Source organism: Bradyrhizobium denitrificans (assembly GCF_013179005.1).
GTDB lineage: Bacteria > Pseudomonadota > Alphaproteobacteria > Rhizobiales > Xanthobacteraceae > Bradyrhizobium > Bradyrhizobium denitrificans.
Genome location: NZ_JABFDP010000001.1, coordinates 195509 through 219947, shown reverse-complemented (window position 1 = coordinate 219947; position 24439 = coordinate 195509). Strand labels below are relative to the sequence as shown.

The window sequence follows — 24439 nt, the reverse complement described above, 5'->3', positions numbered from 1 at the left end:
GGCAACTTACAGTTTCGTCATGCGATATGAGATGACGTCCGACGTAATCGATTCGCGACACGGCGGGCGCGATCATCGCCTCATCATCGTTCACAACATGGAGAGCACCGATGACCGACATCGCCGCCATCGCCGATAGCTACATCGCGCTGTGGAATGCGCGCACATCCGCACAACGGCGCGAGCTGCTCGCGCGGCATTGGACCACCGACGCGACCTATGTGGACCCGCTGATGCGCGGCGATGGGCACGCGGGCATCGAGGCGCTAGTGGCCGGCGTGCAGCAACGCTTCCCCGACTACAGCTTCAGATTGATCGGGGCGGCCAATGGCCATGGCGATTATGTCCGCTTTCGCTGGGAGCTCGGCCCGACAGGCGAGAGCGGTCCGATCGAGGGCAGCGACGTCGCGGAGCTGAAGGACGGCCGCATCCATCGGATCATCGGCTTTCTCGACAAGGTGCCGGAAGGCGCCTGAGACTCGTCGGCGACCGACAGCGCTCCGATCCGGAGCGCTGTCGCATCCGGATGCGATCGAGCCGTCCCGCTGGCGCCGATCTCCCATGCCCGAGCGCGGGGGCTGGCCATGCGCAATTGCGCTACGTCAAGGTCGGTCGCGATGCGCCGCTGCAAGAGCGGCGCATCGCGACACCTTCAGATCGCCGGAGACGGGCGTGCAGCAATCAGGTCCCATCGATCATCCCCCCGTGGCGGCCGGCGCGCTGGCCGACATCGCGACGCTGCCCGAGCTGTGGCGGTGGCGGTGCCTGCGGAGCCCCGACACGCAGGCCTATCGTCATTTCGACTCACGTCGCGGCGAATGGACCAGCCTCTCGTGGCGCGAGATCGACGCCGTCGTCGATCGCTGGCGGCAGGCGCTCGCGGCAGATGGATTCGGCCCGGGCGAGCGCGCAGCCATCCTGATGCCGAACGGCGTTGCGCATCTCGCGATGGATCAGGCGGCGCTGTCGCTCGGGCTGGTGCCGGTGCCGATGCACGCCGTCGATAATGCCGACAGCATCGCCTACATTCTCGCCGACTGCGGCGCCCGGCTGCTGCTGGTCGATTCGGACGAGCGCTGGAACGAGATCGCCGCCGTCGGCCAGGCGCTGCCCGACCTGAAGCGGATCATCTGTGCCGAGCTGCGCGCCAGCCCCGGAATGGCCGGCGACCCGCGCCTCAAGGCTCTGGACGCGTGGTTGGACGCGGCTGGCGACACCATGCCGCGCGACAATACCGTTCCCGTCGCGCCGCACGACCTCGCCGCCATCGTCTATACGTCGGGCACGACAGGCCGGCCGAAAGGCGTGATGCTGTCGCACGACAATGTCGTCTCCAACCTCAAGGCGATCCATCAGCGCCTCGCGGCGCGTCAGGACGATGTGTTCCTGTCATTTCTGCCATTGTCGCATACGTTCGAGCGGACCGCCGGCTACTACTACCCGATCGCGATCGGCGCCTGCGTCGCCTATGCACGCTCGGTGAAGCAGCTGGCGGAGGATCTGGTGGAGGTCCGCCCCACCATCCTCATTTCAGTGCCGCGCATCTATGAGCGCATCTTTTCCCTGGTCATGCACCACCGCGCGCTCGCCAACCCGATCGAACGGGCGCTGCTCGATCTGACGATCGCAATCGGCAACCGCCGCTTCGATGCGCAGCATGGCGGCGCGCAGCTCGGGACCTTCGATCGCCTCGCATGGCCGTTGCTCAAGCGCGTCGTCGCCGACAAGGTGCTGGCGCGGTTCGGCGGACGCCTGCAGGTGGCGGTCAGCGGCGGCGCGCCGATTGCCGAGCCGGTGGTGCGGCTGTTCCTCGCGCTCGGGCTCGAGGTGCTGCAGGGCTACGGCATGACCGAGACCTCCCCGGTGGTCAGCGTCAACACGCCCGACGATAACGACCCGCGCACGGTCGGCCGCGCCCTGCCGGGCATCGAGGTTCGTATCGGCGACAATGACGAGCTGATGGTGCGCGGACCCAACGTGATGCTCGGCTATTGGCACCGGCCGGAGGAGACCGCGCGGATCAAGCAGCCCGACGGCTGGCTGCATAGCGGCGACCAGGCGCGCATCGACCACGGCCGCATCACGATCACCGGGCGGATCAAGGACATCCTGGTGACGTCGACCGGCGAAAAGATCGCGCCGGCCGATCTCGAAACCGCGATCCTGACCGATCCGCTGTTCGAGCAAGCGATCGTGATCGGCGAGAACCGGCCGTTCCTGACCGCGATCGTCGTGCTCAACCCGAAGGGCTGGGCCGAGCAGCAGGCACGGCTCGCCGCCCATGGCCAGCGCGGGACCGAGGCCGAGGCAGCCTCCTTGTTGCGACACATCGCGCGCGCGGTGAAGGCCTATCCGTCCTATGCGACGCCGAGAGCGGTGCATTGGACGCTGGAGCCCTGGACCGTGCAGGCCGGCCTGATCACGCCGACGCTGAAGAACAAGCGCCCGGCCATCGAGCGCGCCTTTGCCAAGGAGATCGAGGCGATCTATGCGAGGCGGCCGGTCGCGGCCGCGTAGCCACCGGCGCGGGTCGCCGCGAAAGCCGAAGCCAGAACGATCCGATCCATCCGACTATCGCAACAGGCTGATCCGACGCTGGCGGTTCATCGCGCGATCGATCAAAGCGCCATGCAGGCTGCCGCTGCAGGCGATTGTTATCGATATCACTGGCGATGTATCCTGCGCGGAAGCGACCCCGCCCTGCCGCGCTTGCAGCTCAGGCATGCGGGCATCCCACGTCCACCCCGGAACAAGCGCATGCGATGAAGCAGACCCGGACGACGATCAACCGGAGCCCGAGACGGCCGGCGACCATGGCGGAGGTCGCGGCGCGGGCGGGGGTGTCCACGATGACCGTCTCGCGCGCCTTGAAGCGAGACGGGGCCGTCTCCGAGGAGACGCGGCGCCGCATCCTCGCCGCCGTCGAGGAGCTGGGTTATGTGCTGGATCTGTCGGCCGGCGCGCTCTCGTCGAAGCGGACCGGCTTCGTGGCCGTGCTGGTGCCCTCGATCAACAATTCCAACTTTGCCGACACCGCCCGCGGCATCACCGAGGTCATCGATGACCAAGGGCTACAGGTGCTGCTCGGCGCCACCGACTACGACATCGAGAAGGAGGAGCATCTCGTCCAGACCATGCTGACGCGCCGCCCCGACGGCATCATCGTCACCGATGGCCGGCATACGCCCCGGGCACGCCGGATGCTGCAGGCCGCCGGCATTCCGGTCGTGGAGATCTGGGACCTGCCGGCAGAGCCGATCGATCACGTCGTCGGCTTCTCCAATGCCGAGGCGTCGCGCGCGCTCGTCCATCGACTCTATCAGAAGGGCTACCGCAAGATTGGCTTCATCGGCGGCGCAAGCCGGCGCGACAGCCGCGGCGCCGATCGCAGGCTGGGCTATTTACGCGCGATCGAGGAGCTCGGCCTGCCTGTCGGCCGCACCATCGCGTTCGGCGACCCGCCGATCTCGGTGGAGCAAGGCGGTCAGGCCATCGTCCATCTGATCGAGCAATGGCCCGATATGGACGCCGCCGTCTGCGTCTCCGACCTCTCCGCATTCGGTGCCATCATGGAGTGTCATCGCCGCGGCTGGGCGGTTCCGGGCCGAATCGGCATTGCCGGTTTTGGCGATTTCGAGGTCTCGCGCTGGGCCTGGCCGCGGATCACGACGGTCGCCGTGAATTGTCGCACCATCGGGCTGGAGGCCGGCCGCATCCTGCTGGGCGCACTCGACGACGTGCAGAGAAAGCGCACGCCGATGCCGGCGACGCTGATCGTGCCCTTCGAGGTGATCGAGCGCGAAAGCACCTGACCCTCATGCTTCAACAGCGTTGACGACGCCGCTCAAAGCGAGGCGGTGATGCCGCCGTCGACATAGAGCACGTGCCCGTTGACGAAGGACGATGCAGCCGAGGCGAGGAAGATGCAGGCGCCGACGAGCTCTTCGACCTTGCCCCAGCGCCCCGCAGGGGTGCGTTTTTCCAGCCAGGCAGAGAAGGCCGGATCAGCCACCAGCGCCGCGTTGAGCGGCGTGTCGAAATAGCCGGGCGCGATCGCGTTGACCTGGAGGCCACGCTTCGCCCAATCGGTCGCCATGCCCTTGGTCAGGTTCGCCACTGCGCCTTTCGTTGCCGTGTAGGGGGCAATCGAGGGACGGGCGAGCGCGGACTGGACCGAGGCGATGTTGATGATCTTGCCGGCGCGCCGCCCGATCATATGGCGGGCGCAGGCCTGGCCGACGTTGAACACCGAGGCGATGTTGGTCTGCAGCAGGCGCTGAAACGCCTCGTCCGGAAACTCCTCGAGCGGCGCCCGATGCTGCATGCCGGCGTTGTTGACGAGAATATCGATCGGGCCGATCTCAGCCTCGAAACGATCGACCGCGGCTCTCGCAGCCGCATGATCGGTGACATCGAAAGCGAGCCTGCGTGATCCCGCAATCGCGCTTTCAGCGCGGGCGAGCTTCGTCTCGTCGCGGCCATTGAGCACGATTTCGGCGCCGGCCGCGGAGAGACCGTGCGCGAGCGCAAGGCCGATTCCTTGAGAGGATCCGGTCACCAGAGCACGACGCCCCGTCAGATCGAACAAGTCGACCGCCACCTGTGTCCTCCCGCCAATCGAACGCCGATGAGCCGAGACTATGTTATCGATAACAGGAGCTGTCAATCTCGCCTGGCGACGACCCGTGGCGGGGAATATCTTGGGCTGCCGGTTGGCGCCGCAGCAGGAGGAATTGGGGAAGGCTCGCCGCAAACCAGGAGATCAACTCTGAGGCGGACGCCGGACCGGTCGATGTCGACTGGAGCGGGCGAAGGGAATCGAACCCTCGTATGCAGCTTGGGAAGCTGCCGTTCTACCATTGAACTACGCCCGCGCGGGCTCATGATTAGCCGAGAGCATGCGTTTCGCCAAGCGGCTTCTTGTCACCTGCCCCGGGCTTTCGCCGGCCGGCGACATCCCGCCACGCCACCTTTGCGTCTCGCCATTGTGATCGACAGTCCCGTCCATCCTGGGAACGAATCGCGCCGATCACGCTTTCCCTGTCGAATGCGGCGCCGTCGCTCGCAGCGGCACGGCCGCCCGAGTCCCTCGGAGGGACGATCATGCGAATCCACAGCCACACTCTCACGGCCCACAAGGCAGACATTCTCGCGGTCATGTCGCGCCCCGCCGCACTCGATCTTTATACGCTCGGCTGTGGCCTCTTTCTGATCGGTGCTCCCTGGCTGTTCGGCTTCGCCCACACCGCCGGCCGAGTCGATGCAGAGCTCGTCGGCGCAGCCGTGATCGCATTGTCGATCGCCGGGCTGGTCGCGTTTGCCGATTGGGAGGAATGGTTGAAGGTCGCACTCGGCGTCTGGCTGATCGCAGCACCGTGGCTGCTCGGCTTCGTCCATAGCTCGGCGATGCATGTGAGCATCGCGATCGGAATCGCGGTCATGTTCCTGAGCCTGCTGGAACTGTGGCTGGCGCATGATCCTGATTTCGCTGATACGACGACGACATAGCTCGCCACGCGGCGTGCTTCGCCTCCCAAGCAGATGAATGCCGGGTTGCTCTTGCGCGAGCGAACAGACGTCTTCCGTCAGCGCACTTGACAACCACGACCCAAATCAGGGCAAACCCGCCTCCGTCGTGCCGCGCTGTTAACACGTTGTTAACACCATCAAGGCGGCGGTCGCGACAGGGTGTGGCGTGGGTTGGGGTGGCGTCATGAGGCTTGGGTATACGATCTTTGATACGGCGCTCGGCCGCTGCGGCATCGCCTGGAGCGACGCCGGGATCACCGGCGTGCAATTGCCGGAGGCGCGGGAAATCGAGACGCGGCGGCATCTGTTTCGACAATTCCCGGAGGCGCGGGAGCAGCGCCCTTGTGCGAACACCGAACTTGCCATCGAGGGCATCGTCGCCACGCTGCGCGGACGCGATGTCGACTTTTCCGACGTCGTGCTCGACCTCGAAGGCGTGACACCGTTCAATCAGCGCGTCTATGATTGCGTTCGCGGTATCCCGCGCGGTGAGACCCGCAGCGCCGAAGATATCGCGGACGAGTTGCACGTCCCCGAAGCGTTGCATGAGATCGCGCAGGCTTTGACCAACAACGCGTTCGTCCTGATCGTGCCCTGCCATCGCGTGCGCGACATCGGAGGCGGACTGGACAAGCCGTCTCCTAACAGCGGCATCATCTCCAAGCGGCGCCTGCTCTCGCTCGAAGGTGCACGGCCACATGCCGGCCTGACCCTGTTCGACGCCCTGCTCGCAGCCGATCGGCCGCGCGCGTCCTAGAGCCGGCCTCGCGCGCTTCGCCAGATTATCTCGCAGAGGCCCTGCTCTTTTCGGCCTGATGCGCTAGATTGGCGCCATGGCCGCGACCATCCTGTTCGAAAGCCGAGACGTAACCGTATCCGAGTTCCGCTGTGAAGCGGCCCGGGGCGCGCGTCCTTTTGTCGAGCAGTATGGCGGCTACTCGCTCTCTTATGTGCGCAAGGGCAGCTTCGGCTGTCATCATCGCGGCCGCCTCTTCGAGCTGGTGACCGGCGCGCTGCTGGTCGGATATCCCGGCGACGAGTTCATGTGTACACATGATCACGTCTGCGGCGACGAATGCCTGTCGTTCTCCTTCGATGGCGCGGTCATCGATGACATCGGTGGCGGCCAGGCATGGCAGGCCGGAGCGATTCCGCCGCTCCCGGAGTTCATCGCACTCGGCGAGCTTGCCCAGGCCATTGCCGCTCAGAAGCAGACGTTAGGACTTGACGAAGTCGGTCACATGATCGCCGGCCGTTTCGTGGCGATCGTCACTGGCCGGGAGGAACGGCCGGCCCGCCCAAGCCTTCGTGACCGCCGTCGTGCCGTCGAGAGCGCCCTGTGGATCGACGACAACGCTCACGAAGACATCAATTTGGCGGAGACGGCGCGGGCCGCCGGCATCAGCCCGTTCCATTTCCTGCGACTCTTCGCAGCCACGATCGGCGTGACGCCGCACCAATATCTGATCCGGTCCCGGTTGCGGCGCGCGGCCCAGCGCCTGAGCGCCGAGAATACTTCGGTCACCGATATCGCTTACGATGTCGGCTTTGCCGATCTGTCCAACTTCACCCGGACGTTCACGCGTGCCGTCGGCGTGTCGCCGCTGAAGTTTCGCCGAGCCTCGCGTGGCGAGCGCAAGATTCTCCAAGAACGGCTCCGCCGCCATTGATTAGCTGATCCCGGAGCGTGCGCTGGCGCATGCGAAACACGGGAGACCAGCGATGTACGATCATATTGGACTCAAGGTCGGGAATCTCGACGCCAGTGTCCGCTTCTACGCGGCCGCCTTGGCCCCGCTCGGCCATATTCTCTGCTGCAAGGACGAGACCTCGGCCGGCATCGGCCCGAAGGGCGAGCCGCGACTGTGGCTCTATCTCAACGGCAGCGCGGCCAAGGGCCCTGTCCACGTCGCGTTCCGCGCCGCCGACCAGGCGGGCGTCGCCCGATTCCACAGCGAGGGACTGAAGGCCGGCGGCCGCGACAATGGTGGTGCCGGGCCGCGCGCGGATTACAGCCCGACCTACTACGCGGCATTCCAGATCGATCCGGACGGCAACAACATCGAAGCCGTCTGTCCGTGAGACCGAAGCCAAGGCATCCATATAAAGGCATCCATTCAATGGCATCCGTCTGCAAGGATATCCCGATCTCCGCATCGGCAGCCGCGGTCTGGGACGCCGTCCGCGACTTTGGCGCGGTGCATACGCGGCTGGCCCCCGGCTTCGTGATCGATACGAAGCGCGACGGCGACGTCCGCATCGTCAGCTTCGCCAATGGCAAGGTGGTTCGAGAGCATCTCGTCGACTGCAGCGACGCACGACGGCGTCTCGTCTATGCCATCGACGATGCGCGCATGCAGCGGCACAATGCCTCGATGCAGATCATCCCCGACGGCGAGCAGCGCTGCCGCATGATCTGGATCACCGACGTTCTGCCGCACGACATCGCGCCCTCTATCGAGCAGCAGATGGAGCTCGGTGCGGCGGTCATGCAGAGGACGCTTGCCGATCCGGGCCGCTAGACGCCGATCAGCGCGATGACGGCGGAACGCCCTTCAGCTCGGCCGCCACGACGGCCGGGCGCAGTTCGGCGACCACCGGCTTCGGCCCCCAACGCGTCAGCATGACGCTGGCGAGAGTGAGCACGCCGAGCAGCACCATCGAGGAGGCTGCCAGCAGGAAGAACCCCGTTTCAGTCGCCGCGCCCGCCAGCAGATAGCTGCCGCCCGCGGCGATGAACACCAGCCGCACCGTTTGCACGAGCACGGGGCCGATCACCTTCGCCGCCCCCTGAGAGGCGAAATACAGCGCGATCGCGAGACCGATGAAGGCATACATCGGCGCGGCGATTCTCAGATAATGCGCTCCCGCCGCCCGCGCGCTCGGGTCCTGCGTGAAGATGTCGACCCACAATTGCGGAAAGATCGCGATCACGGTCGAGAGCGCCCCCACGGTGACGAACGAGACGAGCGCCGCCGTCCAGGCGATCCGGCGAGCCCTTGCGATCCGCTCGGCGCCGACCGCCATGCCGACCATCGGCACCGAGGCCATGCCGAACGAAAACGCGACGGTCGTCATCATGAATTCCAGGCGCGCGCCGATGCCGTAGCCGGCGAGCACGGCCGTGCCGAACGTCGCCAGCATATGCGTGAAGATCGCGATCGACAGCACCGATTGCAGCGGCGAGAAACAGGCGATCGCGCCGACCTTGAGGATATCGGCAAACATCGCGCGGCTGATCTTGAGACCGTACAGCTTCGGCCGCACACGGGCGCGTCCCGAGAGCAGATACCAGCCCATCACCGAGATGCTGGCGCTGAACGCGAGCAGCGCACCGGCCGCGACGCCGCGCATGCCGAGCCCGAGGCCCAGGCTCAGCGTTCCACCCAGCACGATCTGCAACACCGCCGCGTTCAGGATCATGAACGATGGCAGCTTCATATTGCCAGTGCCGCGCAGAATGCCCGCCATCGCGTTCATCAGCCACGGCAGGATGGCCCCACCAAAGAACACCTGCAGGTAAGCCGCGGCATGTTCGAGCACCGCACCGCGGCCGCCGAGCACTTGGAGCAGGCGGGGACCGAACATCAGCATCCCGACCATGAAGGTTGCACCGAAGCACAATGCGATCAGCAGCGCATGCGCCGCAAGCGTCGAGGCCCGCTCGGTGTCGCCGGCGCCGAGCGCACGCGCGATCGCCGAAGCGACGCCACCGCCCATGGCGCCGCCGGACATGGTCATCGTCAGGATCACCAAGGGGAAGACCAGCGCCATCGCGGCGAGCGCCTCGATGCCGAGCCGGCCGATATAGGACGTCTCAGCGATGACGACGCAGGTGCCGGCCGAGTTCGCAATGATGTTCGGCCATGCCAACGACAACAGTGTCCGCAGGATCGGTCCGTCAGACAACGCGCTGCGCGGCTGTCGTTCCGCTTGCTTCGGTGTGGCCCGCTCGACCGAACTTTCGGCGAGGCTGTATTCGGACATTTCTTCTCCCAATCCGATCCGCCGTGAAGAGCTGAGTTGTCATCGGGGCCGGAGCAAGGGTGTCTGTAGCACGACGCAGCAGAGCGCCACACGCGAGCTCGCTCATGGGGCTCTGACGAGGACGCAGACACGCGTCATGCAACTCTCGCAGATATCGCGCTGCAGCGAGGCATGCCTGATGCCATAGCGGCGCGCTCGGATTTGTGCGTGAGCATCGCACTCTCAGTCGATGTCGCAACTATGTGCGCACTTCACGCGCGCAAGACGCCGTCCTGCATGTCAGTCACCAACCCGCATCGGAGAATGACTCCTCATACAACCACAACGTTTGTTGACCAAATTCTATGCGGAGAGGCTCAAACATTTTGCTCGGCAGAAATGACCTACGGCCCCTATGATCCTACCGTGCAATGTTTACGGAGGAGCGCCGACATGCCGCCAAAAATACAACCTAAGGATGTTTTTCTGCCCGCTGAACTCGATATCTTTCGATCGACCGATTCGATCTTCGATCTGTGGGGCGACGGATTGGACTCGCTGCGGCAACTGATCGAGCTACAAAGTACCGCAACCGCGTCCACAGCGCAGACGGCCAGCTCCAGCAACCTCAGCAACGCCAGCGGCGCGGCTGCAGCTAGTGGCCTTTATTCGACCTATCTCGACCTCAGTGGCGCTGAACTCACTCCCTGGAACGCCGGCTTTCGGCTCCCGAGCACCGCGTCACGCGAACACACGTCCTTCGTCCACGACGGTGATCAAACGCCGCCCTCCGCCTTCGAGCAGAGCGCGGGCAACTATGGTCCCGGATGGTCCGTCAGCGCGCTGGCTGCGTCTTCGGGCGAGACGTCTTCTCCGCTCACCGCCTTGATGGGCGCTCTTGCCGGCCCCATCCCCAGCACCACGGCTAAGGCCGGCGAAACGTCAGGCATCTCAATCCTTGCCCCCTTCACCGACAACTGGACCTTCTTCGCTGCTGAAAGGGAAGCACCCGCAAATAGGCATGATGCCGTGGCCGTCGCGCCGCATCACGACGTTGCCGCGCACACCGATACGGTCGGCGCGCCAGCCCTCGACACGGCTCCGAGTGTATCCAAAATCTCGGCCGAAAGCCCGACGCCGGCAACGCAAAGTCAGACATCGCTCTTGCACCAGGCGTGGTCGAACGGAGACACCATCGACACCACCGGCAAGGTCGGAGCCACGCCTCAACAGCTGCGTCAAGCGATGGACCAGACTGCGGCCAGCGGGGACGGAAAGGGAATCAAGATCGGCCTGCTGTCGGACAGCTTCGATTTCCTGAAAGGTGCCGATGCTGACAAAGCGAGCGGCGCGCTGCCATCGTCGGTCGAGATCCTCAAGGAGGGGACGTCCGGAATCGACGAGGGCCGCGCGATGCTGCAGATCGTGCATACGATCGCGCCGGGCGCGAGCCTCGCCTTCTACAGCTCACCTGGGAGCGAGCAGGACTTCGCGGACGGAATCCGCAAGCTCGCGGATGCCGGGTGCAAGGTCATCTGCGACGACATCTTCTACTATCACGAGCCGATGTTCCAGAACGGCCCGATCGCCAAGGCGATTCAGGAGGTCGTCGCGAAGGGCGTGACATACGTGACCCTTGCCGGGAACAATGACGGCGCCGGCTATCAAGGTGCCTGGAAAGGCGTATCGGGCGCATACGGCGGCATGACGTTCAAGAACGCCATGAGCTTCAATGGCAGCATTGTTCAGAATATCACCGTCGATCCCAAGCCAGGGAGCGAGACGCCGCTCCTGCTGTGGTGGGACGAGGCTTACGGGCAGGCGAAGGCCAACCTGCAGATCCATGTTTTCCAGGACGGCAAGTGGCAGGGAACGACCAATCATATTCGCTTCGGCGTTCCCAACGATCCATGGACTGAGTACTTTTTCGACAAGCCGGGCACCTACCAGGTGGTGATCGACAACGCCTCCGACGTCGATCCGGGCATCATCAGGGAGGTAGCGGCTCACAACGGCCGCCACTACGCCACGCTGCAATATTCCAACATCGGAACCGTCTACGGCCATTCCATGGTGCCGGGCGCGATCTCGGTGGGCGCCGTCAACAGCGCCAATACGCCGCCGTTCGGAAGCGAGCTCGTCAATGAGCGGTTCTCGTCGTCAGGCCAGGGCACCCAGCTTCTCTTCGATGATCACGGCAACCGGCTGCCATTTCCCATTCAGCTCCATCCGGTGACTGTCTCGGGCGTCGACAATATCGCGACCACTGTGACAGGGCCGCTCAGCGACTTCTACGGCACCTCGGCCGCGACACCGACGGTCGCAGCACTCGCCGCACTGATGCTGGCGGCAAACTCTCAACTGACGCCCTTCGCAGTGTCGGACGTCATGCAGCAGACAGCGCTGGAGATGAAGGACACGGACAAGGCCGGCGCCGGCCTGGTCCGCGTCGACCCCGCGGTCGCCGCGGCCAAAGCCTATGCCGACGTGCTGGTGGAGTTCAGCGGCAACACCAGCCTGTCGCAGCACGGCATCAACTACTTCATCACTCAGATCGGAGGATGGGGCAGCATCGAGCTGAAGGCCAACGGCAAGCCGGTCATCGCCGGATTGCAGAACGGCTGGGTTCCGATCGGCGCCGAAGCCACGGCGAACGGCTATCAGGTCGCGTGGAAGCTGCAAGGGTCTGAACTCTACAGCGTCTGGACCGTCGACCCGCTCGGCAATCTCGTCAGCAAGCCGTTCGAGAAAGTGGCCGGCACGAGCGCCGAGCTCGAGACGGCGGAGCTGGCCTTCCATCAGGATCTCAACCATGATGGTATCATCGGCGTGCCACTGAACCTCAATGCAGCCGTGGTCTGGTCGACCGGCTGGCGGGACAATGCGCCCGCAAGCTATGACGGCCATAGCCTGACATTGAGCGCCTCGGCGAGCTATGATGGGCTGCACACGCTGGACCGCTTCCACTTCGCTGGCGACGGCAAGGGTGGAGCCACGATCAGCGTGGCGGGCGCAGGCACGGCGTCGGCCATCGCAAGCGTCGGCGATCCGTTGGTGCGATTCGACGCCGGGCATGATGCGTTCGTCTTCGCCTCGCATTTCGGGGATATCCGCATCACCGACTTCGATCCGGCGCGCAATACGATCGCATTCAGCCCGGGCCTGTTCGCAAGCCAGCAGGCTCTGCTGGCCGCGATCCATGACGATGGCCACGGCAACGCCGTGATTGCGGACGCGGCGCACGACACGTTGACGCTCGATCACGTTTCGGTCGCGGCGCTGCTGGCACATCAGTCGCAGCTGCATATCGTCTGAGGCAGAGAGCCGACAGCACAGCCCGGCGTCAATGGCGCCGGGCGTGCTCTTGACCAAGAGGACGATCTTCAGCTGCGGAAATGCTTGGAGAGCTTGAGCCCCTGGGCCTGGTAGTTCGAGCCGATGCGACTGCCATACATCGCATCCGGGCGCGCCAGCATCTTCTCATAGACGAGACGGCCGACGATCTGGCCGTGCTCGAGAATGAACGGCACCTCGCGCGAGCGCACCTCGAGCACGGCGCGCGCGCCCTGCCCGCCCGCACCGGCATAGCCGAAGCCGGGGTCGAAGAAGCCGGCATAATGCACGCGAAACTCGCCCACCAGCGGATCGAACGGCACCATTTCCGCGGCGTAGTCCGGCGGCACCTGGACGGCCTCTTTGGAGGCCAGGATGTAGAACTCGCCGGGATCGAGTATCAGGCTGCCATCGGGCCGCGCCCTGATCGGCTCCCAGAACTCCTCGACCGCATAGCCGCCACGGCGGTCGACATCGACCACGCCGGTATGACGCTTGGCGCGATAGCCGACATAGCCATTGGCATTGGCGCCCGACAGATCGACCGACAGCGCCACGCCGCCGGCGAGATCGGCATCATCGCGATCGACCAGCCGCTCGGCCCGATGCAGCGCGTTCAGCTCCGCCTCCGTCAGCACCGCGTCGCGGTAGCGGAAGCGGACCTGGGACAGGCGGGAGCCTTCGCGCAACAAGACGGGAAACGTCTTGGGACTGATCTCGGCATAAAGCGGGCCATGATAGCCGGCGCCGATCATGTCGAAGCGGCGGGTGCCGTCGGCGATCACGCGGGTGAACACGTCGAGGCGGCCGGTCGAGCTCTTCGGATTGGCCGCAGCCACGATATCCTTGGGCAGCGCCAGGCTCTCCAGCAGCGGCACGATGTAGACGCAGTTGGTCTCCAGCACCGCGCCATCCGCGAGCGCGAACTCATGCAGCTTCAGCTCGTCGATGCGTTCGGCCACCGTCGATCCCGGCCCCGGCAAAAAGCTCGCGCGCACCCGGTAGGCGACGTCGCCGAGCCGCAGGTCCAGGCTCGCCGGCTGGATCTGGCTCTCGACGAAATCATATTCCGGGATGATCAGGCCGGCCTCGGTCATCGCCACGATCATGCGATCGGGCAGGATGCCATGGGCGTCGGGAGGGAGCGAAAACGGCAAGACCTGATCCTTTGCAGGCGCCGGAACGGCGGCTTATCGAGCCTATATAGGGTCTTTTTACCGGTTATCCGATGGCTGGCTTGACGGAAAGGTCGGTTACGACTAAGAGCAGCACTTATCCCGTGGTGATTTGAGCCGGCCGGCTTGCAGCCACGTTAAATAAGTCGCTAAACAGGCCGGGGACGAATGTGATCCCGGCCGTGAGGAGTTATCCCAGGCCGGTTTTTTTGTGCCCGTCGCCGGAGGCGGCGGTCACGATGGAGGTCACATGTCGAAGTCCCCCGCGAAGGCGCCCGCGTCGTTCGCCCAATATCGCCCCGAAACCCGGCTGGTGCATTCCGGCAGCTTGCGTTCCGAATTCGGCGAGACCGCCGAGGCGCTCTACCTGACGCAAGGTTTCGTCTACGCCACCGCCGAGGAATGCGAGGCGCGCTTCAAGGGCGAGGATCCCGGCTTCATCTATTCGCGCTTTTCCAACCCGACCACGGCGATGTTCGAGCGCCGCATGATCGAGCTCGAAGGCGCCGAGGCCTGCCGTTCCGCGGCCACCGGCATGGCTGCAGTGACCACCGCGATCCTGGCCCCGCTGCGCGCCGGCGACCACGTCGTTGCCGCGAAGGCGCTGTTCGGCTCCTGCCGCTACGTCGTCGAGGACCTGCTGCCGCGCTACGGCATCGAGTCGACGCTGGTCGACGGGCTCGATCTCGACCAGTGGCAGAAGGCGGTCCGGCCGAACACGAAATCGTTCTTCCTGGAGAGCCCGACCAATCCGACGCTCGACGTGATGGACATTCCGGCGATCGCCGAGATCGCGCATGCCCACGGCGCGCGGCTGATCGTCGACAATGTGTTCGCAACGCCGATCTGGCAGAGCCCGCTCGCGCTCGGCGCCGATGTCGTCGTGTACTCCGCGACCAAGCATATCGACGGCCAGGGCCGCTGCCTGGGCGGCGTGATCCTGTCGTCGGAGGCCTTCATCGCCGAGCACATCCACAATTTCATGCGCCAGACCGGCCCGTCGATCTCGCCCTTTAACGCCTGGGTGCTGCTCAAGGGCCTGGAGACGCTGGCCGTCCGCGTTCGCGCGCAGACCGAGAACGCGGCGAAGGTTGCGGATTTTCTCGCGACGCATCCGAAGATCTCGCGGCTGATCTATCCGGGCCGCGAGGACCATCCGCAGGCCGCGACCGTCAGGAAGCAGATGCGCGCCGGCTCGACCCTGGTCGGCTTCGAGGTCAAGGGCGGCAAGGCCGGCGCGTTCCGCACGCTCAACGGCCTCAAGCTCGCGCGCATCTCCAACAATCTCGGCGACTCCAAGACGCTGGTCACGCATCCCGCGACGACGACGCATCAGCGGCTGTCGCCGGAGGCGCGCGCCGAACTCGGCATCAGCGAAGGCTTCATCCGCTTCTCCGCAGGCCTCGAACATGCAGACGATCTGATCGCGGATCTCGACGCTGCCCTGGGGGCGGCGTAGCGAATGGCGAATAGGGAGTAGCGAAGAGCAGGATAGGACCTCTTCCCTATTCGCTACTCGCGATTCCCTATTCGCCGCTCATCACATCGGCCGGTAGGTCGGCACATTGGCCGGGGCGTTGACGCCGAGCTTGACCTGACCGACCGAACGGATGATGTCGTCGCCAAGAAGCTGGGCGAAGCAGGCATAGCCCCAATCGCTCATGTGCAGGCCGTCCGAGATCACGAACTCATTGATCGGGATCGCCTGGCGCTCGTGCCAGTCGCGCATCACCTCGAAGCGCGGGAAGATGCCGGCGTGATGCAGCTCGGCAATGCGGCCGAGCAGCTTGTTCATGCGGCTGGCATTCTCGGAACGCTCATTGACGCGCGGCGAATATTGCAGATCGACCAGCACGACGTCGGAGGCCGCCGCCTGAAGCTTGGCGACGCCATCCTCGACCAGCTTTGCGGTTTCGGCCGGATCGAGATCGCGCAGCACGGCATTGGTCCCGACCTGCCAGATCACGAGATCGGGATGATGATCGATCACCGACGTCTCGAGCCGCTTCATCATCTCCGGTGCGTCCTCGCCGCCGACGCCGGCGTTGATGACGCTGATGTCGGCCATCGGATATTGACGGCGCAATTGCGCCGCGAGCCGGTTCGGATAGGTGTAGTCCGGCGCACTCGCACCATAGCCCTGCGTGGAGGACGAACCGAACGCGACGATGACGACCGGCAGTCCCGAAGCCAGCTTGTTGGCCACGTGCGGCAGCGAGATGAAGTTCTTCTTGGCCACACCCTTCGGTGGCAGGCACGGCACGCGGTTGAAGATGTCGGTCGCCGACTTCGCGACCTGCTTGACCTTGTCGATCGCCCGATCGGTGATGCTCCTCTGCTGCGACGCGGGTTGCGTGGCCGCGACAGGCTGAGCGGGCGTGCCCGGCGCGCTGATCTCCGGCGTCGCGGGCTGGGTCGGCGGCGGCGATGGCTGAGCGGCGGCCGATGGGCGCACCGCGGCGATCTGGCCGGATCCCTGGCTGCCGGCCTGGGCCAGCGTGATGTGGCCGATGGTCGGCCGGAGCTCACCGATCGAAACGGTCTCTGCGTCAGGCGCAGGCGGGGCAGCGCCGTCGGCACGCGCCAGTTGCGCGCTCATCGAGAGCGCGAGCACCGTAGCGACGACGGCGGACAGCGTCTTCCAATGTCTGGATACGCGGTCTTTACAGGGGGAAGTCATGAACAAGACGGATCCTAGTTCTGCTGCGCCGGCCCGAGATGCGCCGCGTCGATGATGAACTTCGACAGCGCCCGGCCGAGACAGTCGTGAACCTGCTTGGCCAGCTCGATCCCGTGCGTCGGATTGAACAGGTCGAAATCGCCCTGCTCGTTCCATTGCCGCATGATGGCAAAGCGATCGAACAGCGGAATGTCGCGCTGCTGCGCCACCACCCGCATGTTGTCGATATAGGGCGGCACGGAGATCAAGGTCTCCGTGCGCGGGCTGTATTGCAGGTTCATCAAGATGACATCAGCCCCCGCATTCTGCAGCGTCGCGACACCGTCATTGACTGCCTGACGAAACTCATCGGGATCGATGGACCGCATGGCGTCGACCGTACCGGTTTGCCAGATGACCAAATTAGGCCTTTTTCCTTCCACCAGTTTAACAAAATTGGCAGCCGTTTCCTCTGCTGTTTTCTTCGGCTGCAGCTCGACGCTGATATTGACGGGGACGGACGGCAGCCTCTCTTTCAGGGCCGCCTGCAGCCGGGCGGGGTACGCATTGGCGTCGGAGGCGCTGACAATGGCGGATGAGCGGCTCCCCACCACCAGAATATCAAGCGGACGGCCATTCTTCACGGCATCTGCAACTTTTGAGAGTGGGCTCTCGGTCGTCAGCAGGTAGGCCGGCACCTCGCAGTTTTGCGGCGCATCTTCGGCCCGCGCGACTCCGGCCAGCGAGATCGCCAGCGCCGCGACACCAAACCTTAACCACGAGACGGACTTCATCAGCCCCCTCCCGCCATATCAGCGTTGCTGCGCGCACCCTTCCGCGCCGCACCCTTATCGGCCTCACGCTTGTACCACGAAATCAGCGAGGCAACTCCCCACATGGCGAGAATGCCACTCAGACTGATCAAGGCGTGCATCATGGCGCCGCCGGACACTTCGGCAAGTACGAAGTGTCCGGCAAACGCCAGAAACACGCCGAGACAGAAGATCTCCAGCGAGTGTTGCCCACAAACAATCAACGGACGCAGCCAGCGCGACTTCAGCGGCGGCCAATCCTTGGGCAGATAATGGACGGTGAGTGCTGCGAGTGCGAGGAAATGGGCAAAACGCAACACGTCAAGGTCTGTTTTGTCGATCGGATACATCCATTGCTCGATTCGCCGTGGCATCAGATGGCCGAGCTGCGGGATGTACCAGGTCAGCGTGACGAAGAACGCCGCCACCAGATAGGCGACGCAGATGCCGAGCGTGACCGGGGAGTTCAGGATGCGTGACATACGCTTGGCACCGCCCAGCGCACACCACGCGCCGAACACGAACAGCAGCTGCCACGCAAACGGATTGAAGGCCCAGAAGCCGTTCGGATAGGCCGAAAGATAGAGATCGAATTCCCAGGTGACCGCGTAGAGCACGACCGATAGCCCGAGCGTCACGTCAGGGCGCCAGCGCATCAGCCACAGGATCAGCGGCAAGAACAGCATCAGCACGATGTAGAGCGGCAACACGTCCATATTGACCGGACGGAAGCGCAGGATCAGCGCCTGGACGATCGTCACGTCCGGCTGCTTCAGGAAGTCCATGATCCCCATCTCTTCGGTGTAGAGCGGGTTCTCGAAGCTGGTCGCGACGTAGGAGATCTCGGCGAGGAAGATCGTGAACAGGAAGACGTGGGCGACGTAGATCTGCCAGACCCGGCGCAGGATGCGCGCGGTGGCGACGATGAAGCCGGCATCCTGCATCGCCCGCCCATATACGAAGGCCGCGGTGTAGCCGGAGATGAAGATGAAGATCTCGGTGGCGTCGGAGAAGCCGTAATTGCGGATCGTGAACCAGGTCAGCAGGTTCGGCGGCAGATGGTCGATGAAGATCAGCCACAGGGCCAGCCCGCGAAACAGGTCCAGCCGCAGCTCGCGCTCGCCGACCGCCGGGAAGGTGATCGCGGGGGCCGCGACGCTCGCGGGCGCAGCCGTCTCTGCCGGCGCAGGCGCGGCAGCGGCTCCGGGGACGGACGGTCCGGCAATGCGATCGGCAATCGACGTCATCAGGCACCACGTCAAGGCTGCCCGCCCGGGAGGCACGGCAGAGGGAATGTAGGGCTGCGCAATTTTTGCGCAAGCGATGAAGGACTTATCAGCTCGGCCGTGCCCCGGTTTTTGATCGACGCCGGGGCCTGGCCCGGGGGCGTCAATTCAAGATCCGGTTCCGGTTCTGATGGCGACCGCGTGACGCACAACCCGATCGCTTCGCCACCCCATACAACCTGCGCCGGACGTCACGGTCTCCGGTCCCGACCAAGGACCGGCGTGCGCGAACGGCGGAGTCCGCGATTCTGGTGCCATAATCTGGAACTGTGTTGAAAGCTGGGTGGGCCCCGGATTGGTTCCCCGGCAAGTTTCCGCTACAATGCATTCATGTACCGCGCCGTGACTCGCCAGATCGAAGTGACCGTCGAACCGAACTTTCTGCCCGAGAAATCCTCGGTCGCGGATGGCCGCTGGTTCTGGTCCTATACCGTCGTCATCACCAACACCGGCGAGGACACGGTGAAGCTGCGAAGCCGGCACTGGATCATCACCGACGGGGTCGGCCGGCAGCAGGAGGTCCGCGGCGAGGGCGTGGTCGGCGAGCAGCCAGTGCTCGCGCCCGGCGAGCGCTTCGAATACACCTCCGGCGTTCCGCTCACCACCGCGTCCGGCTTCATGGCCGGCTCCTACCAGATGGAGAGCGCGAGCGGCGAGCAATTCGATATCGCGGTGCCGGCGTTTTCGCTCGACAGTCCGGATGGCGGCAAGAGGGTGCTGAACTAGCCGCAGCGGGATCCGGTTCAGTTAACGCCCGATCGTGTGCCCCCGCGTTTTCCAGATCAGCGCGACGGGCAGATTGATGGCGCGCCGCGGCGGATTGCACACCGACGATGACGAATTCACGAGCTCTGTCCGGCGCGGGCGGGACGCTTCACATCACGCGGATCGGCGCGGTGAAGCGTACGGCGCGGCCGGCCGGCCAGAACGCCTCGATCACGACCATGTCCATCCCTGTATAGCCGCGTTGGGAGACGTAGACGGCCTGCACGCCGGGCACACGGCGGCGATTGCAGGCGCTGCGCACATTGTGGTCGGGGAAGGTTGGATAGAATCCGGCGCGGCGGATAGTGACCTTGCCATGCTCGGGCTCCTGGATCACGCGCAGCACGACCTCGCCGGCGGCGGTGCAATCCGGGTTGGTAGCGCCGGCCTGATACAGGATCACCGGCCTGCCCGACAGGACGAACTTCGTGGCGGCTTGCGCTGCGCCCGGCGACGCGAGCAGACCGGACACGAGCAGACCCATCACGACCAACACCACACGCATTCAAATCCCCCGCACTGACTTTCGCGTGGAACTTAGCCGCGGAGATTGCGCCCGTCGAGCGTGTTCGGACGATGTGAGATCGCGTGCGAACGACGAACGATCCGCGACGTCCGAGGCTATCAGAGCAGCCGGCTGCTCAGACCACGCGAATGGCGATGGTGGTGCGCTGGGCGCGGCCGTTCGGAAAGAACACCTCGATGACGACGAGATCGTCGCCGACATAACCGCGCTGCGACACGTAGGTCACGAGCACGCCGGCCACCCGGCGCGCGTTGCACGCGCTCCGCAGATTGACCGCCGCGTAGTTCGGAAACACCCGGGTCCTGCGGATCGACACCTTGCCGTGCTCAGGTCCCTGCGCGACGCGGACCTCGACATTGCCGAGCGCGCTGCAATCGGGATTGACCGACGTCGCGTTGAACAGGATCAGTTGCTTGCCGGATGGGATGACCCTCTCGGCATGCGCCGCCACCGCGGACAGCAGCAGCCCGACCACGACCAACAAGATGCGCATTCTGTGATAGCCCCCGGCACGCCATTCCCCGGCCGAACTTAGCCGCAGAGGTTGAGTGCGTCGAGAGCCGTTTCAATGCCGCCGCGCGATGCGCGCGAACGAGAGACCCTCGCGCATATCGCATAGACAGAGGACCCCGTTGCGTCGGAAGCATTGGGTCAAGCGCCGCGCCCGCCGCATCCGGGCCGCATGTTAGTTCTCCGTCACGCCCGCTTCATGCGGGGTGAACTGATAGACCGAGGAGCAGAACTCGCAGGTAACGACGACCTTGTCGTCCTTGACCATGTCGGCGCGGTCCTGCGCGGAGAAGCTCTTCAGCATGTTGGCCACGGCATCGCGCGAGCACGAGCAGCGTGCCTGCAGCGGCACGAGGTCGAACACGCGGACGCCGCGCTCGTGAAACAGGCGATAGAGCAGACGCTCGCCGGACAGCGCCGGATCGATCAGTTCGACGTCCTCGACGGTGGCGACCAGCGATTGGCCTTCGACCCAGGCCTCGTCCTCCTCGACAGCGTGCAGTTCGGTGCCCTCGGGCGCATCGCCGGGATGCAGATCGGCCTGACGCAGACGCTCGGGCGCCTGCGGCAGGAACTGCGTCAGCAGACCGCCGGCGCGCCAGCGCAGCTTGCCGCCGCTCCACTCCTCGCCGACGGCGAGGCGCACACGGGTCGGGATCTGCTCGGAGCGCAGGAAATATTCATGCGCGGCCTCCTCCAGGCTGCCGCCGGTGAGCGCGACGAGGCCCTGGTAGCGGCTCATGTCGGGACCCTGGTCGATGGTCATCGCCAGATGGCCCTTGCCGAGCAGTGCGCCGGAGTCCTTTGCCTCCGAGAGGCGCGCCTGGTCGTAGCGCGCATAGGCGCGCAGGCGGTCGGGCGCCTGGAAGTCGACCACCAGGAACGACACCGGCCCGTCGGTCTGGGTCTGCAGGATGAAGCGGCCGTCGAATTTCAGCGACGAGCCGAGCAAGGTCGTCAGCACGATGGCCTCGCCGAGCAGCTTGCCGACCGGCGCCGGATAGGCGTGCTTGGTGAGGATGTCGTCGAGCGCCGGCCCCATGCGGGTGAGGCGCCCACGCAGATCGAGGGCGGACACTTCGAACGGCAGCACGGCGTCGTCGACCGGCACGGCCGAGGGTGCCCGCCCGGTATCGAGATGGATGTCGTTGTCGGGGGAATTGGATGTCATCGGGCGTATTTGGGGATGATGCGGGCAAAGTGAAGGGGGTTGTGGAACTAGCGCATATGGCGGGCTCCGTAGGGAGAGGGTGCACCGAGTATGCCGCAACGTCTCTCGAACCAACATTGAACTGCTCGATTGGCAAATGCGATCGATCAGCCCCAACACGGCGCTCATGACTGCGTCCTCTCCCCCTGTGGGAGAGGGCTACACCGGCAGAAGCTCCAAGCTCGCTCGGGTGAGGGGTTCGTGCCGCAAACTCAGGCCTGCGCTCGGGGCAACCCCTCACCCGCATTCGCGGCTGCTAGCTTCTCACGCCACTAGCACGCTATGATCAGCACCCTACGCCCGTTCGCCGAAGCACCAGGCCAGAATGCCCTTCTGCGCGTGCAGGCGGTTTTCGGCTTCATCGAAGACGACGGACTGCGGGCCGTCGATCACCTCGTCGGTGACCTCCTCGCCGCGATGCGCGGGCAGGCAGTGCATGAAGATCGCTTCAGGCTTGGCCAACGACATCAGCTTGGAATTGACCTGATAGGGCTTCAGCAGATTATGCCGGTGCTCGCCGTCCTTGTCGCCCATCGACACCCAGGTGTCGGTGACGACACAGTCGGCGCCGGTCACCGCCGCCTCCGGGTCGTGGCCGAGATGGATGTCGGCCTTGGTGGCGCGAATGAAATCCTTCATCTGCTTGCCCGGCGACAGCTGCGGCGGCGTGGCGACGTTGAGGCGAAACTTGAAGCGCTCGGCGGCGTGCGCCCAGGAGGCCAGCACGTTGTTGTCGTCGCCGGTCCAGGCGACGGTGCGCCCCTCGATCGAGCCGCGATGTTCCTCGAAGGTCATCACGTCGGCCATCACCTGGCAGGGATGCGAGCGCCGCGTCAGGCCGTTGATGACCGGCACGGTGGCGTGCGCAGCCAGCTCGAGCAGCGCCTCATGGCTGAGGATGCGGATCATGATCGCATCGACATAGCGCGACAACACCCGCGCGGTGTCGGCGATGGTCTCGCCGCGACCGAGCTGCATCTCGGTGCCGGTCAGCATGATCGCCTCGCCGCCGAGCTGGCGCATGCCGACATCGAACGACACGCGGGTGCGCGTCGAGGGCTTGTCGAAGATCATCGCCAGCACCTTGCCCTCGAGCGGCTTCTTCGCGGGCTCGTTGGCCTTCAGCGTCTTCTTCATCCGGCTGGACAGCGCCAGCATGTTGCGCAGCTCCTCGACCGGCATCTCGGTGAGATCGAGGAAGTGACGCGGCGTATTGGCCATGGTCTTGCTCATGATGCGGCCGCCTGCTTCGCAGGACCGCCCGACAGCGCCGCGCAGGCGCGATCGAGCATCTCGACCGACTGTTCGATTTCAGCTTCGCTCACGATCAAGGGCGGCAGGAAGCGCACCACATTGTCGCCGGCGCCGACGGTGAGCAGCTTCTGCTCGCGCAAGGCCGCGACCAGATCACCGGACGGCACCACCGCCTTGACGCCGATCAGCAGGCCCTCGCCGCGGATCTCGGAGATGATGTCGGGATGACGATCGACCACGGCGGCGAGCTTCTGCTTCAACAGCAGCGACATCCTGCGGACATGCTCGAAGAAGCCGGGCGCCAGCATCACATCGAGCACGGCATTGGCCGCGGCCACCGCCAGCGGGTTGCCGCCGAAGGTCGAGCCGTGCGAACCCGGCGTCATGCCGGAGGCCGCCTCGGCCGTTGCCAGCACCGCGCCAATCGGAAAACCGCCGCCAAGTGCCTTGGCCAGCGACATCACATCAGGCGTGACACCGAGCCAGCGATGCGCGAACAGGTCGCCGGTGCGCCCCATGCCGGTCTGTACCTCGTCGACAACGAGCAGGAGGCCGTGATCGTTGCAGAGCTGGCGCAGCGCCTTGTAGAAGGACAGCGGCGCCGTGCGCACGCCGCCCTCGCCCTGCACCGGCTCGATCAGGATGCCCGCGGTGTGCGGACCGATCGCCTTCTTCACGGCCTCGAGGTCTCCGAGCGGAACCTGATCGAAGCCATCCATCGGCGGACCGAAGCCTTCGAGATATTTCGCGGAACCGGTGGCGGCGAGCGTCGCCAGCGTCCGGCCATGAAACGCACCCTCGAAGGTGATGATACGATAACGCTCGGGATGCCCCTTGGCGGCGTGATATTTGCGCGTGATCTTGATCGCGCCTTCCATCGCCTCGGCGCCGGAATTGGCGAAGAACACGTAGTCGGCAAAGCTCTGTTCACACAGCCGTGCTGCAAGTCGTTCGCCGTCGGGGCTCTTGAACAGGTTGGACATGTGCCAGAGCTTGGTCGCCTGCTCCTGCAGCGCCTTCACCAGATGCGGATGCGCATGGCCAAGCGAATTGACAGCGACGCCGGAGGTGAAGTCGAGGTAGCGATCGCCATTGGTCGCGATCAACCACGCGCCCTCGCCACGCTCGAAAGCAAGATCGACCCGGGCGAATACGGGGAGCAGATGCGTAGCGGCAACACTGGTCATGACAATCACATGAGCTGACGGGCTGGCCGAGACACGCGCCCTGCGGCGCCATCGCATCAGGGACCCCACCCTGGAAAACAAAATGTGCCGCCTTTTCAAGGCGGCACGTGCACCTATTGTATGCGGGCGGCGCTTGGAGTCAACTACGCGTCAGCTGATCCGCGCCATGGTGACCGTGACATTGCGGATGCATGACACAGCTCAAGACGGATCACAGGGAACCACGG

22 protein-coding genes, 1 tRNA gene and 1 riboswitch are annotated in these 24439 nt (G+C 64.9%); of the genes, 11 read left to right on the top strand and 12 right to left on the bottom strand.

Translation table 11 applies throughout. The features are described 5' to 3' along the window. Window positions 1–110: 110 nt before the first annotated feature. From HL671_RS00885 to HL671_RS00875, 3 genes are all read left to right on the top strand, one after another. Entirely contained in the window at window positions 111–476 is a 366-nt protein-coding gene (locus HL671_RS00885; protein WP_172235336.1) for a nuclear transport factor 2 family protein, read from the top strand. A gap of 196 nt (window positions 477–672) precedes the next feature. Further along, window positions 673–2517 (top strand): AMP-dependent synthetase/ligase, encoded by a 1845-nt coding sequence (locus tag HL671_RS00880; protein ID WP_172235335.1) that lies wholly within the window; start codon window positions 673–675, stop codon window positions 2515–2517. A gap of 296 nt (window positions 2518–2813) precedes the next feature. After that, the gene (locus tag HL671_RS00875; protein ID WP_172235448.1) at window positions 2814–3812 is read left to right on the top strand and encodes a LacI family DNA-binding transcriptional regulator; all 999 of its coding nucleotides are present in this window, start codon (window positions 2814–2816) and stop codon (window positions 3810–3812) included. Between the two features lie 32 nt (window positions 3813–3844). Here the strand turns inward: HL671_RS00875 and HL671_RS00870 are convergent, their stop codons facing one another. Both HL671_RS00870 and HL671_RS00865 read right to left on the bottom strand, forming a co-directional pair. Beyond that, on the bottom strand, window positions 3845–4600 hold the full coding sequence (locus tag HL671_RS00870; RefSeq protein ID WP_172235334.1) for an SDR family oxidoreductase: 756 nt from the start codon (window positions 4598–4600) through the stop codon (window positions 3845–3847). 200 nt (window positions 4601–4800) lie between these two features. After that, window positions 4801–4874 (bottom strand) — tRNA-Gly (locus HL671_RS00865). Window positions 4875–5103: 229 nt separating this feature from the next. On the opposite strand from HL671_RS00865, the gene HL671_RS00860 reads away from it, so the two are divergent. From HL671_RS00860 to HL671_RS00840, 5 genes are all read left to right on the top strand, one after another. Next, window positions 5104–5508, top strand: a complete 405-nt coding sequence (locus HL671_RS00860) for an SPW repeat protein (RefSeq protein ID WP_172235333.1) — start codon at window positions 5104–5106, stop codon at window positions 5506–5508. A gap of 205 nt (window positions 5509–5713) precedes the next feature. Beyond that, window positions 5714–6286 carry a methylated-DNA--[protein]-cysteine S-methyltransferase gene (locus HL671_RS00855; RefSeq protein WP_012041090.1) on the top strand — a complete coding sequence of 191 codons (573 nt, stop codon included), beginning with the start codon at window positions 5714–5716 and terminating at the stop codon, window positions 6284–6286. A 76-nt stretch (window positions 6287–6362) separates the two neighbouring features. Further along, window positions 6363–7199 (top strand): helix-turn-helix transcriptional regulator, encoded by an 837-nt coding sequence (locus HL671_RS00850; RefSeq protein WP_172235332.1) that lies wholly within the window; start codon window positions 6363–6365, stop codon window positions 7197–7199. 52 nt (window positions 7200–7251) lie between these two features. Further along, window positions 7252–7611 carry a VOC family protein gene (locus HL671_RS00845; protein ID WP_172235331.1) on the top strand — a complete coding sequence of 120 codons (360 nt, stop codon included), beginning with the start codon at window positions 7252–7254 and terminating at the stop codon, window positions 7609–7611. 38 nt (window positions 7612–7649) lie between these two features. Beyond that, a complete protein-coding gene (locus tag HL671_RS00840) occupies window positions 7650–8051 on the top strand; it encodes an SRPBCC family protein (RefSeq protein ID WP_172235330.1) in 402 nt (133 codons plus the stop codon). Between the two features lie 7 nt (window positions 8052–8058). Here the strand turns inward: HL671_RS00840 and HL671_RS00835 are convergent, their stop codons facing one another. Then, window positions 8059–9516 (bottom strand): MATE family efflux transporter, encoded by a 1458-nt coding sequence (locus tag HL671_RS00835; RefSeq protein WP_012041086.1) that lies wholly within the window; start codon window positions 9514–9516, stop codon window positions 8059–8061. Window positions 9517–9948: 432 nt separating this feature from the next. On the opposite strand from HL671_RS00835, the gene HL671_RS00830 reads away from it, so the two are divergent. Beyond that, complete coding sequence (locus HL671_RS00830) at window positions 9949–12810, top strand: S8 family serine peptidase (protein ID WP_210263703.1); 2862 nt, start codon at window positions 9949–9951, stop codon at window positions 12808–12810. A 68-nt stretch (window positions 12811–12878) separates the two neighbouring features. On the opposite strand, the gene HL671_RS00825 is transcribed toward HL671_RS00830, so the two are convergent. After that, a complete protein-coding gene (locus HL671_RS00825; RefSeq protein ID WP_172235328.1) occupies window positions 12879–13985 on the bottom strand; it encodes a 2'-deoxycytidine 5'-triphosphate deaminase in 1107 nt (368 codons plus the stop codon). 112 nt (window positions 13986–14097) lie between these two features. Next, a riboswitch (SAM riboswitch) is annotated at window positions 14098–14177 on the top strand. Window positions 14178–14253: 76 nt separating this feature from the next. Between HL671_RS00825 and HL671_RS00820 the strand changes: the two genes are divergently transcribed. Next, window positions 14254–15462 carry an O-succinylhomoserine sulfhydrylase gene (locus HL671_RS00820; protein ID WP_012041083.1) on the top strand — a complete coding sequence of 403 codons (1209 nt, stop codon included), beginning with the start codon at window positions 14254–14256 and terminating at the stop codon, window positions 15460–15462. A gap of 81 nt (window positions 15463–15543) precedes the next feature. Here HL671_RS00820 and HL671_RS00815 read toward each other — a convergent pair whose 3' ends face one another. From HL671_RS00815 to HL671_RS00805, 3 genes are read right to left on the bottom strand one after another with little or no spacing between them, the layout of a single operon-like run. Continuing rightward, window positions 15544–16683, bottom strand: a complete 1140-nt coding sequence (locus tag HL671_RS00815; protein WP_172235327.1) for a GDSL-type esterase/lipase family protein — start codon at window positions 16681–16683, stop codon at window positions 15544–15546. 14 nt (window positions 16684–16697) lie between these two features. Further along, a complete protein-coding gene (locus HL671_RS00810) occupies window positions 16698–17456 on the bottom strand; it encodes an SGNH/GDSL hydrolase family protein (protein WP_012041081.1) in 759 nt (252 codons plus the stop codon). Continuing rightward, entirely contained in the window at window positions 17456–18721 is a 1266-nt protein-coding gene (locus HL671_RS00805; protein WP_172235326.1) for an OpgC domain-containing protein, read from the bottom strand. Before HL671_RS00805 ends, HL671_RS00810 begins: the two co-directional genes overlap by 1 nt. A 369-nt stretch (window positions 18722–19090) precedes the next feature. Here HL671_RS00805 and apaG point away from each other — a divergent pair, with 369 nt between their 5' ends. Continuing rightward, complete coding sequence (gene apaG / locus HL671_RS00800) at window positions 19091–19486, top strand: Co2+/Mg2+ efflux protein ApaG (RefSeq protein WP_012041079.1); 396 nt, start codon at window positions 19091–19093, stop codon at window positions 19484–19486. Between the two features lie 148 nt (window positions 19487–19634). On the opposite strand, the gene HL671_RS00795 is transcribed toward apaG, so the two are convergent. The 5 genes from HL671_RS00795 to HL671_RS00775 all read right to left on the bottom strand — a co-directional run bounded on the left by HL671_RS00795 (window position 19635) and on the right by HL671_RS00775 (window position 24212). Further along, on the bottom strand, window positions 19635–20030 hold the full coding sequence (locus HL671_RS00795) for a hypothetical protein (RefSeq protein ID WP_049795292.1): 396 nt from the start codon (window positions 20028–20030) through the stop codon (window positions 19635–19637). 136 nt (window positions 20031–20166) lie between these two features. Continuing rightward, window positions 20167–20544 carry a hypothetical protein gene (locus HL671_RS00790; protein WP_012041077.1) on the bottom strand — a complete coding sequence of 126 codons (378 nt, stop codon included), beginning with the start codon at window positions 20542–20544 and terminating at the stop codon, window positions 20167–20169. Between the two features lie 192 nt (window positions 20545–20736). Continuing rightward, on the bottom strand, window positions 20737–21732 hold the full coding sequence (locus HL671_RS00785) for an Hsp33 family molecular chaperone (RefSeq protein ID WP_012041076.1): 996 nt from the start codon (window positions 21730–21732) through the stop codon (window positions 20737–20739). Between the two features lie 333 nt (window positions 21733–22065). Next, window positions 22066–22992, bottom strand: coding sequence for an ornithine carbamoyltransferase (gene argF, locus HL671_RS00780; protein WP_172235447.1), 927 nt, complete (start codon window positions 22990–22992; stop codon window positions 22066–22068). An 8-nt stretch (window positions 22993–23000) separates the two neighbouring features. Further along, window positions 23001–24212: an aspartate aminotransferase family protein gene (locus tag HL671_RS00775; protein WP_172235325.1), complete on the bottom strand. Its 1212-nt coding sequence runs from the start codon at window positions 24210–24212 to the stop codon at window positions 23001–23003. Between the last annotated feature and the right edge of the window lie 227 nt (window positions 24213–24439).

What these genes read in the sequence shown, in the direction of transcription:
- HL671_RS00830 (WP_210263703.1), top strand. Translation starts at nt 9,949, where the DNA reads ATGCCGCCAAAAATACAACCTAAGGATGTTTTTCTGCCCGCTGAACTC.
- HL671_RS00810 (WP_012041081.1), bottom strand. Translation starts at nt 17,456, where the DNA reads ATGAAGTCCGTCTCGTGGTTAAGGTTTGGTGTCGCGGCGCTGGCGATC.
- HL671_RS00850 (WP_172235332.1), top strand. Translation starts at nt 6,363, where the DNA reads ATGGCCGCGACCATCCTGTTCGAAAGCCGAGACGTAACCGTATCCGAG.
- HL671_RS00790 (WP_012041077.1), bottom strand. Translation starts at nt 20,544, where the DNA reads ATGCGCATCTTGTTGGTCGTGGTCGGGCTGCTGCTGTCCGCGGTGGCG.
- apaG (WP_012041079.1), top strand. Translation starts at nt 19,091, where the DNA reads ATGTACCGCGCCGTGACTCGCCAGATCGAAGTGACCGTCGAACCGAAC.
- HL671_RS00885 (WP_172235336.1), top strand. Translation starts at nt 111, where the DNA reads ATGACCGACATCGCCGCCATCGCCGATAGCTACATCGCGCTGTGGAAT.
- HL671_RS00860 (WP_172235333.1), top strand. Translation starts at nt 5,104, where the DNA reads ATGCGAATCCACAGCCACACTCTCACGGCCCACAAGGCAGACATTCTC.
- HL671_RS00785 (WP_012041076.1), bottom strand. Translation starts at nt 21,732, where the DNA reads ATGACATCCAATTCCCCCGACAACGACATCCATCTCGATACCGGGCGG.
- HL671_RS00840 (WP_172235330.1), top strand. Translation starts at nt 7,650, where the DNA reads ATGGCATCCGTCTGCAAGGATATCCCGATCTCCGCATCGGCAGCCGCG.
- HL671_RS00795 (WP_049795292.1), bottom strand. Translation starts at nt 20,030, where the DNA reads ATGCGTGTGGTGTTGGTCGTGATGGGTCTGCTCGTGTCCGGTCTGCTC.
- HL671_RS00845 (WP_172235331.1), top strand. Translation starts at nt 7,252, where the DNA reads ATGTACGATCATATTGGACTCAAGGTCGGGAATCTCGACGCCAGTGTC.
- HL671_RS00815 (WP_172235327.1), bottom strand. Translation starts at nt 16,683, where the DNA reads ATGACTTCCCCCTGTAAAGACCGCGTATCCAGACATTGGAAGACGCTG.
- HL671_RS00835 (WP_012041086.1), bottom strand. Translation starts at nt 9,516, where the DNA reads ATGTCCGAATACAGCCTCGCCGAAAGTTCGGTCGAGCGGGCCACACCG.
- argF (WP_172235447.1), bottom strand. Translation starts at nt 22,992, where the DNA reads ATGGCCAATACGCCGCGTCACTTCCTCGATCTCACCGAGATGCCGGTC.
- HL671_RS00855 (WP_012041090.1), top strand. Translation starts at nt 5,714, where the DNA reads ATGAGGCTTGGGTATACGATCTTTGATACGGCGCTCGGCCGCTGCGGC.
- HL671_RS00775 (WP_172235325.1), bottom strand. Translation starts at nt 24,212, where the DNA reads ATGACCAGTGTTGCCGCTACGCATCTGCTCCCCGTATTCGCCCGGGTC.
- HL671_RS00875 (WP_172235448.1), top strand. Translation starts at nt 2,814, where the DNA reads ATGGCGGAGGTCGCGGCGCGGGCGGGGGTGTCCACGATGACCGTCTCG.
- HL671_RS00820 (WP_012041083.1), top strand. Translation starts at nt 14,254, where the DNA reads ATGTCGAAGTCCCCCGCGAAGGCGCCCGCGTCGTTCGCCCAATATCGC.
- HL671_RS00805 (WP_172235326.1), bottom strand. Translation starts at nt 18,721, where the DNA reads ATGACGTCGATTGCCGATCGCATTGCCGGACCGTCCGTCCCCGGAGCC.